The sequence below is a fragment of the Micromonospora sp. ATLC20 genome, assembly GCF_057196585.1.
Window position 1 is genome coordinate 13475 of record NZ_JBXUOV010000074.1, and the last position, 13961, is coordinate 27435.

At 72.0% G+C, this 13961-nt stretch carries 16 protein-coding genes and 1 pseudogene; 6 read left to right on the forward strand and 11 right to left on the reverse strand.

The window, feature by feature from the left end; translation table 11 throughout:
• Positions 1–39 precede the first annotated feature (39 nt).
• The 4 genes from AC2CHG_RS17180 to AC2CHG_RS17195 are packed head-to-tail and all read right to left on the reverse strand — an operon-like array spanning position 40 to position 2935.
• Complete coding sequence (locus AC2CHG_RS17180) at positions 40–507, reverse strand: DUF4442 domain-containing protein (RefSeq protein ID WP_262015889.1); 468 nt, start codon at positions 505–507, stop codon at positions 40–42.
• A gap of 48 nt (positions 508–555) precedes the next feature.
• Positions 556–1620, reverse strand: coding sequence for an ABC transporter permease (locus tag AC2CHG_RS17185; protein WP_262015888.1), 1065 nt, complete (start codon positions 1618–1620; stop codon positions 556–558).
• Positions 1617–2525 (reverse strand): ABC transporter ATP-binding protein, encoded by a 909-nt coding sequence (locus AC2CHG_RS17190; RefSeq protein WP_484525102.1) that lies wholly within the window; start codon positions 2523–2525, stop codon positions 1617–1619. Before AC2CHG_RS17190 ends, AC2CHG_RS17185 begins: the two co-directional genes overlap by 4 nt.
• Entirely contained in the window at positions 2522–2935 is a 414-nt protein-coding gene (locus AC2CHG_RS17195) for a GntR family transcriptional regulator (RefSeq protein ID WP_013473768.1), read from the reverse strand. The genes AC2CHG_RS17190 and AC2CHG_RS17195 overlap by 4 nt, the downstream gene beginning before the upstream one ends.
• A gap of 110 nt (positions 2936–3045) precedes the next feature.
• Here AC2CHG_RS17195 and AC2CHG_RS17200 point away from each other — a divergent pair, with 110 nt between their 5' ends.
• Both AC2CHG_RS17200 and AC2CHG_RS17205 read left to right on the forward strand, forming a co-directional pair.
• Positions 3046–3570 (forward strand): hypothetical protein, encoded by a 525-nt coding sequence (locus AC2CHG_RS17200; RefSeq protein ID WP_262015886.1) that lies wholly within the window; start codon positions 3046–3048, stop codon positions 3568–3570.
• Between the two features lie 63 nt (positions 3571–3633).
• Complete coding sequence (locus AC2CHG_RS17205) at positions 3634–3963, forward strand: hypothetical protein (protein WP_484525103.1); 330 nt, start codon at positions 3634–3636, stop codon at positions 3961–3963.
• Positions 3964–3976: 13 nt separating this feature from the next.
• Here AC2CHG_RS17205 and AC2CHG_RS17210 read toward each other — a convergent pair whose 3' ends face one another.
• On the reverse strand, positions 3977–4933 hold the full coding sequence (locus AC2CHG_RS17210; protein WP_484525104.1) for a sulfotransferase family protein: 957 nt from the start codon (positions 4931–4933) through the stop codon (positions 3977–3979).
• Between AC2CHG_RS17210 and AC2CHG_RS17215 the strand changes: the two are divergent.
• A pseudogene (locus AC2CHG_RS17215) lies at positions 4932–5636 on the forward strand (nucleoside/nucleotide kinase family protein); the annotation flags it as partial. The gene AC2CHG_RS17210 and the pseudogene AC2CHG_RS17215 overlap by 2 nt on opposite strands.
• Before the next feature lie 27 nt (positions 5637–5663).
• Positions 5664–6047, forward strand: coding sequence for a YybH family protein (locus tag AC2CHG_RS17220; RefSeq protein WP_262015931.1), 384 nt, complete (start codon positions 5664–5666; stop codon positions 6045–6047).
• A 12-nt stretch (positions 6048–6059) separates the two neighbouring features.
• Here AC2CHG_RS17220 and AC2CHG_RS17225 read toward each other — a convergent pair whose 3' ends face one another.
• From AC2CHG_RS17225 to AC2CHG_RS17235, 3 genes are read right to left on the reverse strand one after another with little or no spacing between them, the layout of a single operon-like run.
• The gene (locus tag AC2CHG_RS17225; RefSeq protein WP_484525105.1) at positions 6060–6971 is read right to left on the reverse strand and encodes an aminoglycoside phosphotransferase family protein; all 912 of its coding nucleotides are present in this window, start codon (positions 6969–6971) and stop codon (positions 6060–6062) included.
• Positions 6968–7156, reverse strand: a complete 189-nt coding sequence (locus AC2CHG_RS17230) for a DUF397 domain-containing protein (protein ID WP_363801966.1) — start codon at positions 7154–7156, stop codon at positions 6968–6970. The genes AC2CHG_RS17225 and AC2CHG_RS17230 overlap by 4 nt, the downstream gene beginning before the upstream one ends.
• Entirely contained in the window at positions 7147–7947 is an 801-nt protein-coding gene (locus tag AC2CHG_RS17235; RefSeq protein WP_402809185.1) for a helix-turn-helix domain-containing protein, read from the reverse strand. Before AC2CHG_RS17235 ends, AC2CHG_RS17230 begins: the two co-directional genes overlap by 10 nt.
• Before the next feature lie 157 nt (positions 7948–8104).
• Here AC2CHG_RS17235 and AC2CHG_RS17240 point away from each other — a divergent pair, with 157 nt between their 5' ends.
• Together AC2CHG_RS17240 and AC2CHG_RS17245 are read left to right on the forward strand one after the other, a co-directional pair.
• Positions 8105–8374 carry a hypothetical protein gene (locus AC2CHG_RS17240; protein WP_484525106.1) on the forward strand — a complete coding sequence of 90 codons (270 nt, stop codon included), beginning with the start codon at positions 8105–8107 and terminating at the stop codon, positions 8372–8374.
• Complete coding sequence (locus AC2CHG_RS17245; protein WP_355510418.1) at positions 8371–8718, forward strand: hypothetical protein; 348 nt, start codon at positions 8371–8373, stop codon at positions 8716–8718. Before AC2CHG_RS17240 ends, AC2CHG_RS17245 begins: the two co-directional genes overlap by 4 nt.
• Before the next feature lie 47 nt (positions 8719–8765).
• Here AC2CHG_RS17245 and AC2CHG_RS17250 read toward each other — a convergent pair whose 3' ends face one another.
• The 3 genes from AC2CHG_RS17250 to AC2CHG_RS17260 all read right to left on the reverse strand — a co-directional run.
• Positions 8766–10079, reverse strand: a complete 1314-nt coding sequence (locus tag AC2CHG_RS17250; protein WP_135242986.1) for an ABC transporter ATP-binding protein — start codon at positions 10077–10079, stop codon at positions 8766–8768.
• A 157-nt stretch (positions 10080–10236) separates the two neighbouring features.
• Positions 10237–12420 carry a bifunctional glycosyltransferase/CDP-glycerol:glycerophosphate glycerophosphotransferase gene (locus tag AC2CHG_RS17255; RefSeq protein WP_484525107.1) on the reverse strand — a complete coding sequence of 728 codons (2184 nt, stop codon included), beginning with the start codon at positions 12418–12420 and terminating at the stop codon, positions 10237–10239.
• 16 nt (positions 12421–12436) lie between these two features.
• Positions 12437–13961, reverse strand: a 1525-nt coding sequence (locus AC2CHG_RS17260; protein ID WP_484525108.1) for a DUF5941 domain-containing protein, incomplete at its 5' end; no start/stop codon positions are given.

Here is a 13961-nt window from a genome sequence, read left to right on the forward strand (position 1 = left end):
TCTATCCAGCGCTCGCACCGGGCAAACACCATTCGGCGCTCAGCGGTTCGGGCGCAGCGTCCAGATCACGGTGAGCGAGGAGGTGAGCGTGCCGTCCTCGGTGTGGACCTCCACCTCGACCGGGAACTCCGGCCGCCGTCCGGCGTCCAGCTCCGCAAGCACCTCGGCGGGTACGCCGCCGAGCCGCGCCGTCGCCAGCACCGGCCCCATCGCCACCTTGAGGTAGCGGATGGTCGCGGTCACGGCCAGGGGTACGGCCCGGTCGAGCACCTGCCCGAACGCGGCCAGGACAACCGCGCCCGAGGCGGTCTCCCCCAGCGTGAACATGGCTCCGGCGTGCGGGCCGCCCACGTGGTTGTGGTGCGCCGGGTCGTCGGGGAGCCGGACCACGGCCCGGACCCCGCCCTCGGCCTCGGGCGCCACCTCGACGAACTCGATTCCGAGCGTGCGGGCGAACGGCACGGCGTCGAGGAGACCGGCCGCCACCTGGCGAGAGTCGATGCTCATGCCCGAACGCTACTCGCCAGTAACAACACCGGCAAGGCCGGTCCCCGGTCAGCCCGCGCTCAGGTCGGTACGACGGACGATCCACCAGACGACGAGGAGTGCCAGCGCGGTCAGGCCCAGATAGCCGCCGGCGACGATCAGGTGGAACTCGGGGATCCGGCTGCCCGGCTGGTACTGGAGGTGCTGCTGAAGGTTGTGCTCGACGAAGCAGGCGAGCGTCCGGCCGGTGCCGTTGTCGGGTGGGCAGAGGCGTTGCAGCTCGACCCCGGTGAGCTCACGCCCGGAGGCGTCGAACGCGCCGGACGGCCCGTCGATCCCGTAGTCGATCATGCCGCCCTTGACGACCAGGGCGTTGTCGCGCAGCACCCCCACGCCCGGCCCGCCGATGACGCGGTGCGCGGTCAGCGGCTCCATCAGCGTGGGATAGCGCCACCGGACGAGATAGGTCAGGCCGACGAAGCCGACGACCACGCCGAACACGGCCGGGAGCGTGCGCTTGATCGCGGCGCCGAGCGCGACGCCGACCGCGAACCAGCAGAGGCTGATCACGGCCGGAAGCATCGCGGTGTTGAGGAACGGCCCGTACTCGAACAGGCTCACCGGGGCGACCCGGGCCTGGAGTCGCTCCAGGTGGTCGCTGACACCGGCGACCGCCGAGGTCACCGCCGCCACGAACAGGCCGAGCAGGGCCAGCCGGGTCCAGAGCCACCGCTGCGGGGAGACGTCCTGGCTCCAGGCCAGCAGCAGGGTGCGCTGCTCGTGTTCCCTGGTCAGCACCGGGACGCCGACGAACACGCCGATCAGCAGCGGCATCCACTGCACCACCTGCGACAGGACGGCCAGGGTGAGAACCAGGCTGGATGAGCCGCCGAGCCGCCGGCCCTGCGGCGACTCCTCCGCGCAGAACGTCTCGTGACACTGGTGCCACAGGCTCGTCAGCTCCACCGACAGGTAGGTCATCCAGCCCACCAGGACCGCGGCCAGGACCAGCGTGCCGATCACCGTCCAGCGGTGCTGGCGCCAGGTCAGCCAGAGCAGACCGCGTACGCCCCCGGCGTACCCGGGGTCGCTTTGGCGGTTCGTGGGTGCGGACAGCTGTCCGACCGGGCTCATGCGACTGCCTCCCGCTCGTGCGGCGCGGCGGCCGACGCTCTGAGGTGGGTCAGGATCAGCTCGTCCAGGGTGATGGGCTGGGCGGTCCAGCCGGGTGCCACGACCGCGTGGGCCGCCGGCGCCGCCGGCCGCCGGAGGACGAAGGTGGACTGGCGGCCGGTGTGCTGCGCCTGGACGACCACGCCCGGCCCGGGCGGCTGGTCGGCGCGGGGCCCGGTCAGCCGGACGTGGCTGTCGAGCAGCTCCTCGACGTCGCCGGTGAGGACGGGCCGACCGGCGTCGAGCAGCAGCAGGTGGTCACCGACGCCGCTCAGCTCGGCGACGATGTGGGTCGACAGCATGACAGTCATGTCGTCGTCGGCGACTTCCGCCAGCAGCTCGCCTGTCACCTCGACGCGGGCCAGCGGATCCAGGTTCGCGAGGGGTTCGTCCAGCAGCAGCACCGCCGGGCGGGAGCCGAGCGCGACCGCCAGCGCGACCTGCGCCCGCTGCCCGCCGGACAGCTTGCCGCAGCGCCGGTCCAGCGGGACGGCGAAGCGTTCGAGCCACGACAGCGCCCGCCGCTGGTCCCACACCCGGTTCGTCGAGCGGCCGAAGCGGAGCATGTCCGACACGGTGAAGTCGCGGTAGAGCGGCTTGTCCTGGGCCAGGATCGCCACCCGGCTGCCGCCGTCGGCGGACCCGCCCCGCACCACCTGCCGGCCGTGCACCGACACCGTGCCGCCGGTCGCCGCGAGGGTGCCGGCGATGATGCTCAGCAGCGTCGACTTGCCCGCGCCGTTCGCGCCGACCAGCGCGACGACCCGGTTGGCGGGCAGCGCGAACGAGCACTCCCGGAGCGCCCACACGGCGCCGTAGCGCCGGCTCAGGTCACGCGCCTCGACGGCGACCGGCTCGCCGCTCACGCCGCGCCCTCCGCGTTCTCTCTCCTCGCGGGTGCCGCGTTCGCCGCGATCACCGAGGCGAGCAGCGCCTGGACGTCCTCGTCCTCCAGACCGGCCTCCCGGGCCTGGCCGAGCCACCGAGCCAGGCTGCCGCGCAGGCGAGCCATGACGTGGGGATCGGCGTGCCCGAGCGTCCCGCTGACGAACGTGCCCGCACCCTGCCTCGCCTCCACCAGGCCGGACAGCTCCAGCTCCCGGTAGGCCTTGAGCACAGTGGTCGGGTTGACCGTGCACGCTGTCACCACGCTGCGCACGGTGGGGAGCTGGTCTCCGGGCCGCAGCGTCCCGATCCGCAGCGCCTCACGGACCTGCCGCACGAGCTGCGCGTACGCGGGGACGCTGCTGGACCGGTCGACATGAAAGTTGATCACCCTGGTGACCCTCCGTCAGATTGTTATGATTAAGTAGAACACCAGTTAAGCGGCATGGCAACGACCGGACGGCGTTTCGGAGACTGCCGGCTCCGGGTAGCGAGTGGCCCATGAACCGCGATCTCGCGCGCGGACTGACGGTGGCGTGGGCGCTGCCGGAGTTCCGCGACGGGCTGCGTCACCTCGTCGACCTCGACGAGGTGACGGTGCTGCTGGCCGCGCTGTCCCTTCCGGACCGCGACGGCGAGGTCGAGCGGAGCGCGCTGGGCCTGCTGCGATCCGGGCTCGACAGCACCGAGGTCCGGGAGGCGGTGTTGCTGCTGCTGGAGCGGGACACCGTACGCCGGCCGCTCGTCGCTGCGGCGGTGGAGCCGCTCGCCGACCGGCCCGGCCTGGTCACCGCCGTCACGTCCGCGGCCGAGGATCCCCGGGTACGCCACGAGGTACGGGCGATGCTGGACAGCGCCGGCGTCCGTGAGCTGATCTGGCGGGCGGTAGACGACCAGGTGAGCGACAACCGGTTCGGGCTGATCCGCCGGGCGGCGGTGCTGTTCGTCAGACACCCCAGCGCACGGCGCCTGGGGTGGGCGCTGCGCCGCCACGGCGTGCTCCGCGAACTGCGCCACAAGGCGTGACACCTGATCTGCTGTCGCCCGGTCGTGTCACCTTCGAGATCTTCGGGCCCTACTGTCCAGTCGATGCGATCCCGTGCGGCGAGGGCGGCAGCGACTCTGGTGACCGTGCTGGGCACACTGCTCGTCGTCGCGAGCTGCCTCAGTTGCATCCCGCTCCTGGCGCCCTCGGCGCCGTGCGACGGTGACACCTACGCTTCGGCGCAGGCGGCGAGGAACGCGTACGCCCTGCTGGTCCTGGCGATGACGGCGGCGGCGGTCCTCTCCGTCGTCGTGGCCCGGGTAGGCACCCGGCCGCACGTCCGGAACGCCTGGCCGTGGTTGGCGGTCGCCGTACTGGGGCTCGCCGTGAGCGCCGCCCTGATGGTCCCGATCGATCGCGCCGGCTCCTGCTGAGGTCTCTCGGCCGTCACTCGTATCCCATCGCGGGGATGATCTCGCCCAGTTCCCGCTCGACGTACGCGCGCGTGCCGGCGTCGAACTGGTCGTCGCGGTGCGCCAGCCTGTCCGCCTGGAACGTCGACGCGGTGACGGCGTCCTCGACGCCGATCCGCTCGAACAGGGCTCGCCGCTGCCCGGGCCAGTCCGCCGCCAGGTCTTCCGCCTTCACCTCGACGTATCGCCGGCTCGTCAGGTCGGCCGTGTTCCTCCAGGCCAGCCAGCGATCGTAGACCGGCAGCAGGTAGGCGAGCGCCCCGTCGACAGTGGACGGCGCCCACGGCTGGGCCAGGTGGGAGGCGAGCACCGAGACCGGGTGACGCTTGATGTGCACGATCGTCGCCTCGGGCACCAGTTCCCAGAGGAAGTCCATGGCGAACAGGTTGAACGGCGTCTTCTCGCACCAGGTCGGCTTGCCCGCGTCGGCCGCCGCCCCGCCGAACAGGGTGTCGACCAGGCCCCGCAGGACGCCGATCAGTTCGCTCCGGTCACTGAAGTACCTCGGGACGGCCCGCCGTCGGCTGGCCGGCCCGAACGGTCCGGCGGGCCGGTCGCCGTCGCCGAAGCCCTCCGCGGGCGCGGGCTCCTCGAAGGCGTGCGCGATGACCTGCGGCCAGAGCCGGTGTACGGCGTCCCGGTACCGGCCCACGCCGACCAGCTCGGGCACGGTCTTGCCACGGTCGTCACGCCGCCCGGGCACGCGTACGGTGAGGAAGTCGCTCAGCCGGTGCAGCGCGTCCTCACCGACGATGGGGTCGTACCGGTCGGTGAGCGCGTCGGCCAGGTCCCGCAGGCCGCCCGGTTCGACGAGGAACTTGGTCTCCATCGGGATCCGGTGGATCAGCGGATGCTGACCGATGACGTCGGCGATCCGCGACGTGCCCGAACGGCCAGTGCCCGCGACGAAGACCGGTGAGGGGGACGGCATGGACGGCAGTCAAACTCCCGGCCCGGCGCGGGGGCAATCCATTTGTCCCCGCCGCGATCAGCTGATCGACCTCCTGGCCGACGCGGTCGGGTCCGTCACCGTGGCGCACCCGACGCGGGTCGCCGTCGACGGGCCGCCCGCCGCCGGCAAGACCACGCTCGCCGACGAGCTGGCCGCCGTCCTGCGCGCCCGCGGCCGGTACGTCATCCGGGCGACAGTAGACGACTTCCTCTTCCCCCGGGAGCGGCGCTACCGACGCGGCGAGTTCTCGGCGCAGGGCTGCTACGTCGACACCCACGATCACGGGACGCTGAAGCGGGTGCTGCTCGATCCGCTCGGCCCGGGCGGCGACCGGCGCTTCCGGCACGCGGTCTACGACCACGCCTCCGACGCGGTGCTGTCCCCGCCGCTCACCACCGCCCCCGCCGACGCCGTGCTGGTGTTCGACGGCGTCTTCCTCCTGCGCCCGGAACTGGTCGACCGGTGGGAGCTGCGCGTGTTCGTGTCGACAGCGCCGGACCGTACCGTGGAGCGTGCGGTGGTCCGGGAGAGCCGCGTGTCAACGAGAGCCGACGTGGAACGGCGCTGGCGGGAGCGTTACCTGCCCGCCCAGCGGCTCTACTTCGCCACGGCCCGCCCGGCCGAGCACGCCCACGTCGTCGTGCACAACGACGATCCCCGGCAGCCGATCTGGGAGACCCGGACCCACCCGGATGGCAGGCTGGCAGCCATGGACAGGAATCGGGTGGCCGCCTGGATCGCGGCGTACGAGCAGGCGTGGCGCACACCGGGAACGGCGGCGCTCGGCACGATGTTCACGGCCGACGCGAGCTACCGGCAGGGGCCGTACCGGGATCCGGTCGTCGGCCTGCCCGCCATCACCCGCATGTGGGACAGCGAGCGCGACGGGCCCGGCGAGGTCTTCGAGATGACATCGGAGGTCGTCGCGGTCGACGGCGACACCGCTGTGGCACGTGTGCAGGTCCGGTACGGCGACCCCGTCCACCAGGAGTGGCGCGATCTCTGGATCATGCGGTTCGCCGAGGACGGCAGGTGCGCGTCGTTCGAGGAGTGGCCGTTCGCGCCGGAGAAGGGGACCACAGCCGCCGGTTGAGAGACCGGCCGCCTATTCGGCGAACATCTCCCCGAGAATGCGTAGCGCCTCGGCTGACTCCTCCGCGTCCTCGGGGTCGTCGAAGGTGCGGGAGTAGGTGGACAGCGTCTTCCAGAGCGCCCAGCCACGTCCGCGCGTCCACGTCGCGTCATCCACCGACAGCCGCTCGCGGAACCCGGCCCGGCCCTCGGCGGTCAGCAACGTCCAGGCGATCGCCAGGTCGCAGGCCGGGTCACCGACGCCGCATGTCCCGAAGTCGATGACGGCCGCCAGCCGGCCACGCGCGAGCAGCAGGTTCCCCGGGGCGATGTCGCCGTGGAACCAGCGGTCCACCCCGTCCCAGCGGGCGCCTACCGCCCGCGCCCAGACCTCGCGCACCAGCTCGGCATCGACGTGGTCGTCCAGCGCCACGAGCGCATCCTCGACCTTCTTGTCGTACGTGCGCAGAGTGCCGCCCCGGAACCAGTTGTGGACACCCGGCTGCGGCCCGCCGGCGGCGTCGACGTCCTGCAGGGCCGCGAGGAATCCGGCCAGATCGAGGGCGAACCGCACCGGGTCGGCGATCCGGTCCACGCCCGCGGTCTCGCCGTCGAGCCATCGGTAGATCGACCACGGATACGGGTAGCCCGCACCCGGCTCGCCCTTCGCCAGCGGTGCGGGGATTGGTAGCGGCAGCCGAGCGGCGAGGGCCGGGAGCCACAGGTGTTCCTTCTCGACAGCCAGGGCGTACTCGGCAGCGCTGGGCAGGCGCACCAGCAGCTCGGGGCCGAGGTGGAAGGTCCAGTTGTCCCAGCCGCCGTTGGCGACCGGTTCGATCCGGAGGTCGGTCAGGTGCGGGAACTGGTCGGCGATCAGGCGACGCACCTGCTCCACGCCGACGGCGGTGCGCCGTGGCGGCGGACCGAGATCCGGTACGTCGGTCACGCCCGTTTGGTGTGCGCGACGAACGCCGCCCAGCTCGACGGCGTGAACGTCAGCGCCGGCCCCTGCCGGTCCTTGCTGTCCCGCACCCCCACCACACCGGGCAGGTTGTCCGCCACCTCGACGCAGTTGCCGGAATTACCGCTGCTGCGGGTGCTCTTGCGCCAGATCGCGCCGGTCAACTCCATCGTTTCGCCGCCTCCGAGATCGCCGCCAGGGTCGCCCCGTGCGGCATCGCCTCCGCGCGGACGGACTCCCAGGTCTGCCGCAGTGAGTTCACATCCACCGTCCGCTCCACGATTGTGCCGTGCAACTGGTTATCGAGGTAGCCCACGTCGTCGCCGTCGGCGGGGGTGGCGAGCACGAACGCGCCGTTGAGTCCGGGATAGGCACCGACCGTCTCCGGGACCAGATGTAGGTGCACCCGCGGTCGGCGGCCCATCTCGACCAGATGCTCCAACTGCTCCCGCATCACCTTCGGCCCGCCGACCGCACGACTCAGCACCGAATGGTCCAGCACCGCCACGAACTGCGGCGGCGCGGGGCGGTCCAGCACCGGCTGGCGAGCCAGGCGCGCGGCCACCTGCTGCTCCATCGCTTCACCGACGAGTGGACTCGCACCCTCGTGCAGCGCGCGGATGTAATCCTCGGTCTGCAACAAGCCGGGAACAACCAGCGGCTCGAAGCTACGCAGTGAGGCAGCCTCCTGCTCGATGCTCACCCACTCGCGGAACCACGGCATCAGCGCCTCCTGCATCAGCGCGTCCCGGATCCGCACCAGCAGGCCGCCGCCGTTCAGCACCTCGTCGCAGCGCTCGGTGAACTCGGCGCGCGGCGCTCGGCGGCACTGCTCGACGGCCGCCACCAGCGACGCCGAATAGCTCACCCGCTCGCCCAGCGCCTCCTGGGTCAGCCCCGCATCGGTACGTAACCGGCGTAGCTCACCGGCGAACAGTTCCCACAACGGCACACGGATCATCTGCACACCTCTGCACACGGCTGCACACGGAAATCGGCCGGTCGGACGGCCGGGAAGGTGGGGGTGGAACGCCTTCCGACCCTAGCGGCGCGGTGACGAGACTGTCACGCAGTGGAGCCGAATTCGTCCGGTTCCCGCTACCGAGAGGAGTTGCGCCGTGCGACTGCGCTGGTTCCGCTGCCGGGGTGCGTCGGCACCGACACTGCCCCACCGGGTACGGGGCGACAACCTGCCGGAGTGGATGCGGCAGCCCACGCGTCCACTACCGACGATGGGCCCCGGCCGGGTCGGCAACCTCACCCCGGCCCAGCAGTGGCGGGCGAACGGCGGTCGCTGGTCCGTACCGGAGCAGCGCGGGCACGGAGGCGGCCAACGGACCACCCCGGAGCAGCACCCGGAAGACGGCCACCACGAGGAGCGCCAGTGATCAGCCACCAGCTCGGGCAGCCGCCGGACGGGCCCAGGCCGGATCGCCCCCGGCCGTACCCGTCGCACGCCACCCCGCACACGCCGCTGCGCCCGATGTGGTGTTGCCGGGCCTGCGGCCAGCCGTGGCCGTGCCCGATGGCCCGCCTGCTGCTGCGCAGCGAGTACGAGGACAACCGGATCGGGCTGTCCATCTACCTGTGCGGGCTGCTGTACGAGGCCACACGCGACCTCTACCGGCTGAACCCGAACGACGCGCCGGCCCCGGCCGACATGTTCGCCCGCTTCGTCGCCTGGGGCCCGTATCGCCGTCACCCGCCCGTCCCTCCGGGCGGTGACTGTTAATAAGGGGCCCTTCCTCTACCGGAGGCGTTAATAGGGTGCCCCTCCTTTCACCGCCAGCCGACGTCGATGCGGTCGCCTCGCTCGTCGAAGAAGTGCAGCGCGTCCATCCGTACCTGCACGGCGAGCGGGTGCCCGGGCGACACCTGCGGGTACGGCGCGAGCCGTACCGCCAGTTCCGCCGGACGACGGTGGTGGCGGCCCGGGTCGGGCAGCACGCTCGTGCGGTTGCCGCCGCCCCCGCCCGCCTCGGGGGCCGGGGCCGACGACTCCGTCGCGCGGCCGGTGAGCCGCTGCATCACCTGGTTGAACCGGCGCAGGCCGCGCTGGCCCGGTGCGGCCTGCTCGACCGGGGTGCCCATCTCGTCGACCACGATCGCGGTGGCGCCGATGTCGAGGAACGCGAGCGACTCGTGACCGTGGTGCTCCAGGTAGCGGATGCGCCCGTGCAGCACGTCACCGGCGGTGTCCGGGGCGACCGGGGTGAGCGCCTCGGCGCGCATGCCGACCACGATCCGCTCACCGTGGTAGTGCGCCACCGCCCGGCTGCGGATGTCGTCCCAGGGCAGGTAGAGCGACTGCTCACCGAGGTTCAGCGCGACGTACCGGTCGAGGTGGACGTAGACCGACGCCTCCAGCAGGTTCATCCGGGGGCTGCCCAGGAACGCGGCGACGTAGAGCGTCGCGGGCCGGCCGTACACCTGGGTGGGGGTGCCCACGTCCTGGAGCACGCCCTTGCGCATGATGGCGACGCGGTCGGCCATGGTCAGCGCCTCGGCCTGGTCGTGGGTGACGTAGATGGTGGTGACGCCCAGTTCGCGGGTGAGGCCGGAGATCTCCGCCCGCAGTTCGGCGCGCAACCCGCTGTCCAGGTTGGAGAGTGGCTCGTCCATCAGGAACAGGCCGGGCCGGCGCACTATCGCCCGCCCCATGGCGACCCGCTGCCGCTGGCCGCCGGAGAGCTGGCTGGGCTTGCGCCCGAGGACGTCGCCGATGCCGAGCGCGCTCGCCACGTCCTGGATCCGCTCGCCACGCGGTACGGGCTCGACGCCGCTCAGGCGCAGCGGGAAGCCGATGTTGTCGCCGACCGTCATGTGCGGATAGAGCGCGAAGTCCTGGAAGACCATGGCGATCTTCCGGTCGCGTGGTGGCAGGTCGTTCGCCAGTTCACCGCCGAGCATGATGGCGCCGGAGGACGGGTCCTCCAGCCCGGCGACCATGCGCAGCACTGTCGATTTCCCGCAGCCCGACGGGCCGAGCAGCACCATGAACTCGCCGTCGTTGACGTCCAGATTGATGGTGTCGACCGCGACTGTTCCATCCGGGAACACCTTGGTGACATCCTTGAGCGCGACGGTCGCCACCGTCACCTCCCCAGTTCCTCGCCCCAAACCCGGGAATGACTGTGACCAGGATCATCTGATTCGCACATCGGGTAAACGTGCCATGTTCGTCTCGTGACAGTCCTATTAAGCGGTATTCGCCGGGCTCCGCAGTTAAGTGACCTGCCGGTAACCCCTTTTACGGCGTTTCGCCGAGGAACACGCGGCGCACCACGCGCTCGGCGGCGTGCCCGTCGTCGAGCGCGCAGAACCGCGATCGGAACGCCGCCCGGGCCCGCTCGGCGTCCTCGTCGTCGACGGCGCCGGAACGGAACACGTCGAGCAGCCCGGGGAAGTCCCGCGCGACCGCGCCCGGCGGCTCGGCCAGCAGGTCGAAGTAGACGCCCCGGGCCACCCGGTAGGCGTCCCAGTCCGGCGCGTAGACCACTATCGGCCGGTCCAGCACGGCGTAGTCGAACATCGCCGAGGAATAGTCGGTGACCAGCACGTCCGCCGCCAGGTAGAGGTCCTCCACCCGCTCGTACGCGCTCACGTCCAGCACGCCGTCCGCCGCCGGTCCCCGGGGATGCCGCTCCCGGTCGTGGAAGTAGTGGCTGCGCATCAGCAGCCGGCCCCGGGGCCCGAGGACGTCGAGCATCCGGTCCGGGTCGAACGGTGGCCGCCACCCGGGCAGGTGCTCGCGGTGCGTCGGCGCGTAGAGCACCACGTACTCGTCGGGCGCGATGCCCAGCGCGGCGCGGACCTGACCGCGCTCCTCGGCGGTGGCCAGCGCCAGCCGGTCGTTGCGCGGGTAGCCGACCTCCAGCGTGGTGTAGTCCGCCGGGTACGCCCGCTCCCACATCTGGGTGGAGAAGCTGTTCGAGGTGATGCTGTAGTCCCAGCGGTCCACGCGGCGCAGCAGGCCGGCGAAGTTCATCCCCATCGCGCCCACCGGGTAGCGCTGCTGGTCCAGGCCCATCACCTTGACCGGCGTGCCGTGGTGGGTCTGCACGTGCACCGAGCCCTGCCGCTTGCGGACGAAGTCCGGGAAGTTGACGTTGTTGACGAGCCAGCGGGCGCGGGCCAGCACGCGGTGGTACTCGCGGCTGCCGGCCACCACGTACTCGACGCCTGGCGGCAACGTGGCCACCCGGTCGCGGCGGACGATCCACACGCCACGCACCTGCGGCGCGAGCCGGCGGGCCGCCTCGTAGATCGCCGCCGGGTTGCACGAGTAGCCCCGGTACCAGTAGGCCGCGTACACGGCGAGCGTCGGGTCGATCGGCCGGTGCAGCTCGGCCCGGTAGTACTCGCCCAGCGCCAGGTCACGCGCCCGCCGGGCGGTACGCCGCACCACAGGTGTCACCCGTCGCCGGGCCCGCCGCGCGGTCCGCCGGGCCGTCTCCCCCGCCTGGTGCGCCTCGCGCAACGCGCTGAACGTCCGCCAGCGCCCGGCCGCCACCAGCCGGTGCTTGAGCCCTTCCGGGCCGGGCGGCACCGGGTAGCCCTCGGGCGGCAGGAACCGCACGTAGTCGGCGTGCATCTGGGCGAAGAACGGCGCCCGCAGCTCGGGGGCGATCCGGTCGCCGTTGCCGAGCACCGTGAGGTAGTGCCAGATCATCCGCTCGAAGACCGACGGCCGCAGCCCGGTCACGTGCCAACGGTCCATCAGCCCGAACACGCGGTGCCACTGGGCGAAGACCTCGAAGTGCCGGTCCCCCCGGGTCTTCGTGATCGCGCCGGTGCGGCGCTGCCGGTAGTTCAGGCAGATCCGGTCGAGTACGCCGATCCGCTCGGCGGCCATCAGCGCCGGATAGCTGAACGACACGTCCTCGTACCAACCCGGCTCGAAGCGCAGCCCGTGCTCGATCAGGAACTCCCGGCGTACCACCCGGTTCCAGGCGGTGTGCAGCAGCTTCAGCGTCTCCGGCCGGTCCCGCAGCGTGAACGTCGTCGCGCCGGGCGGTTCGGGGAACACGTCGCGCATCGCGCTGCGGGTGCCGATGTTGTTCCAGTGCGCCCGGACGTGGTCGACGATCAGCACGTCCGGCGCGGTGTCGCGGAGCCGGTCCGCGACGTGCGGCAGGCAGCCGGGCACCAGCCAGTCGTCCCCGTCGACGAACCACACGTACTCGCCGACGGCCCGGTCCAGCCCGATGTTGCGGGCCGGACCGAGCCCCACGTTCTCGGCGAGGCGCACCGGGCGGACCCGGGGGTCGCGCAGCGCGTACTCGGCCAGGATCTCGCCGCTGTCGTCCGGGGAGGCGTCGTCGACGCCGATCACCTCGATGTCGGCGAACGGCTGGTCGAGGATCGAGTCGAGACATTCCCGCAGGTAGCCCTGCACCTTGAAGGCCGGCACGACGAAGCTGATCAAGGTCACCCCGGCCCGCCCTCCGTCAGCCCGGCGAGCGCACACCCCCACGGGCGCGGGCCGGCAGGACCACCCAGGCGAGGACCACGCTCGCGACAAAAACCACGAGAAGGTACGCACCGAGTGTAGCCAGAGCGATACTCGCATATCCGGCGATCAGCCCGATTGCCAGCAACACAGAACGTGCCGCCCAGCCCAACGTGGCCGCGTGCAGTGGTGGTGCCGACTGCCGCTTCTCCAGCCGGGCGGTCAGGTCGTAGTGCAGCAGCGTGAGCACCAGCACGTACCCGAAGATCAGCCAGGCCGGCGCCCGGCCCGCCACGCCGATCGCGATGGCGAACAGGTACTCGGCGGCCCGCAGCGCAGCAGGCACCAGCCAGTCCAGCGACCCGTCGTGCGGCGCCCGCGACGCCTGCGCGGCACCCAGCAGCAGCACCAGCGCGAGCACCGGCACCCAGACCGGCAGGTCGCCGCCGCCGTGCACCGCGAGCAGCGCCCACACCAGCGTCCCCGCCGCGCCGAGCGCGCCGAGCACCGCCAGCAGCAGCGGCCGTCGCGCGGTCGGCAGCGTCCGCGCCAGCAGGCCGTCGTCCCGGTGCAGACCTGCGTCCACAGTGGTCAGCACCGGCACCCGCATCCACCGCGCCCGCAAGGTCCGCAACCCCCCGGTGTACGCGAACGCCAACGCGCCCCAGACCAGCACCGCGACCAGCGCCACCAGCGGCCCGAACAGCGCGGCGGCGATCGCGATGAGCGCCCACCGCTCACCGATCGGGAACACCACAGTGCGCTTCAGCCAGTACGACACCGAGCCGGTGTCCGCCTGCACCCGGGTCGACGCGGCGTTCAGCTTCCCGCCGATGCCACCCGCGTCGGCACTCACCACCTTCGGCCGCCGGGCCGCCTCGTCGTGCAGCGCGCCGTACCAGGTGTCGGTCATGTGCCGCACGGTCTGCAACGTCATCGCGGCGAGCGCCAGCGCCCAGCCGTACCGGAACCCGGCGTGCGTGGCGCCGAAGCCGAGACCGGCGTAGACCACGTACTCCTTGAAGCGGTCGGCCATCGTGTCCAGCCAGCCGCCCCAGGCGCTGAAGTGCCGCGTGTAGCGGGCGAGCTGCCCGTCCACGCAGTCCAGCACGAAACCCAGGTAGAGCAGGATCGCGCCGGCCACCAGCGCGGGCCGTCCACCGGCGCCGAACAGCACCGCCGCGGCCACCGCGAACGCCACCGAGACCATGGTGACCCCGGTCGGGCCGATCCCGATCCGTGCCGCCGCCTTGGTGACGTACACCGACCAGGTGCTGACGAAGAACGTGGTGAAGAAGTCGTCCCGCTCCTTCACCGACAGCTTCAACTCGGCGCGGTCCTCGTCGACGGCGGCCACCGCCGCCTCGGCCGCCACCCGCTGCGCCTCGTCGCCGACCCGGTGCGCCACGAGCAGACGTACCCTCTGGGCGAAGATCAGCGTGCCCCGCGCGGCGAGGTCGGCCACGAGCCGGTCCACCGCGTCCAGCGGCCCGCCGCCCGCGGCGCGGCGGGCGGCGTCGGCG

What these genes read in the sequence shown, in the direction of transcription:
- AC2CHG_RS17180 (WP_262015889.1), bottom strand. Translation starts at nt 507, where the DNA reads ATGAGCATCGACTCTCGCCAGGTGGCGGCCGGTCTCCTCGACGCCGTG.
- AC2CHG_RS17205 (WP_484525103.1), top strand. Translation starts at nt 3,634, where the DNA reads ATGCGATCCCGTGCGGCGAGGGCGGCAGCGACTCTGGTGACCGTGCTG.
- AC2CHG_RS17200 (WP_262015886.1), top strand. Translation starts at nt 3,046, where the DNA reads ATGAACCGCGATCTCGCGCGCGGACTGACGGTGGCGTGGGCGCTGCCG.
- AC2CHG_RS17185 (WP_262015888.1), bottom strand. Translation starts at nt 1,620, where the DNA reads ATGAGCCCGGTCGGACAGCTGTCCGCACCCACGAACCGCCAAAGCGAC.
- AC2CHG_RS17235 (WP_402809185.1), bottom strand. Translation starts at nt 7,947, where the DNA reads ATGATCCGTGTGCCGTTGTGGGAACTGTTCGCCGGTGAGCTACGCCGG.
- AC2CHG_RS17210 (WP_484525104.1), bottom strand. Translation starts at nt 4,933, where the DNA reads ATGCCGTCCCCCTCACCGGTCTTCGTCGCGGGCACTGGCCGTTCGGGC.
- AC2CHG_RS17230 (WP_363801966.1), bottom strand. Translation starts at nt 7,156, where the DNA reads ATGGAGTTGACCGGCGCGATCTGGCGCAAGAGCACCCGCAGCAGCGGT.
- AC2CHG_RS17220 (WP_262015931.1), top strand. Translation starts at nt 5,664, where the DNA reads ATGGACAGGAATCGGGTGGCCGCCTGGATCGCGGCGTACGAGCAGGCG.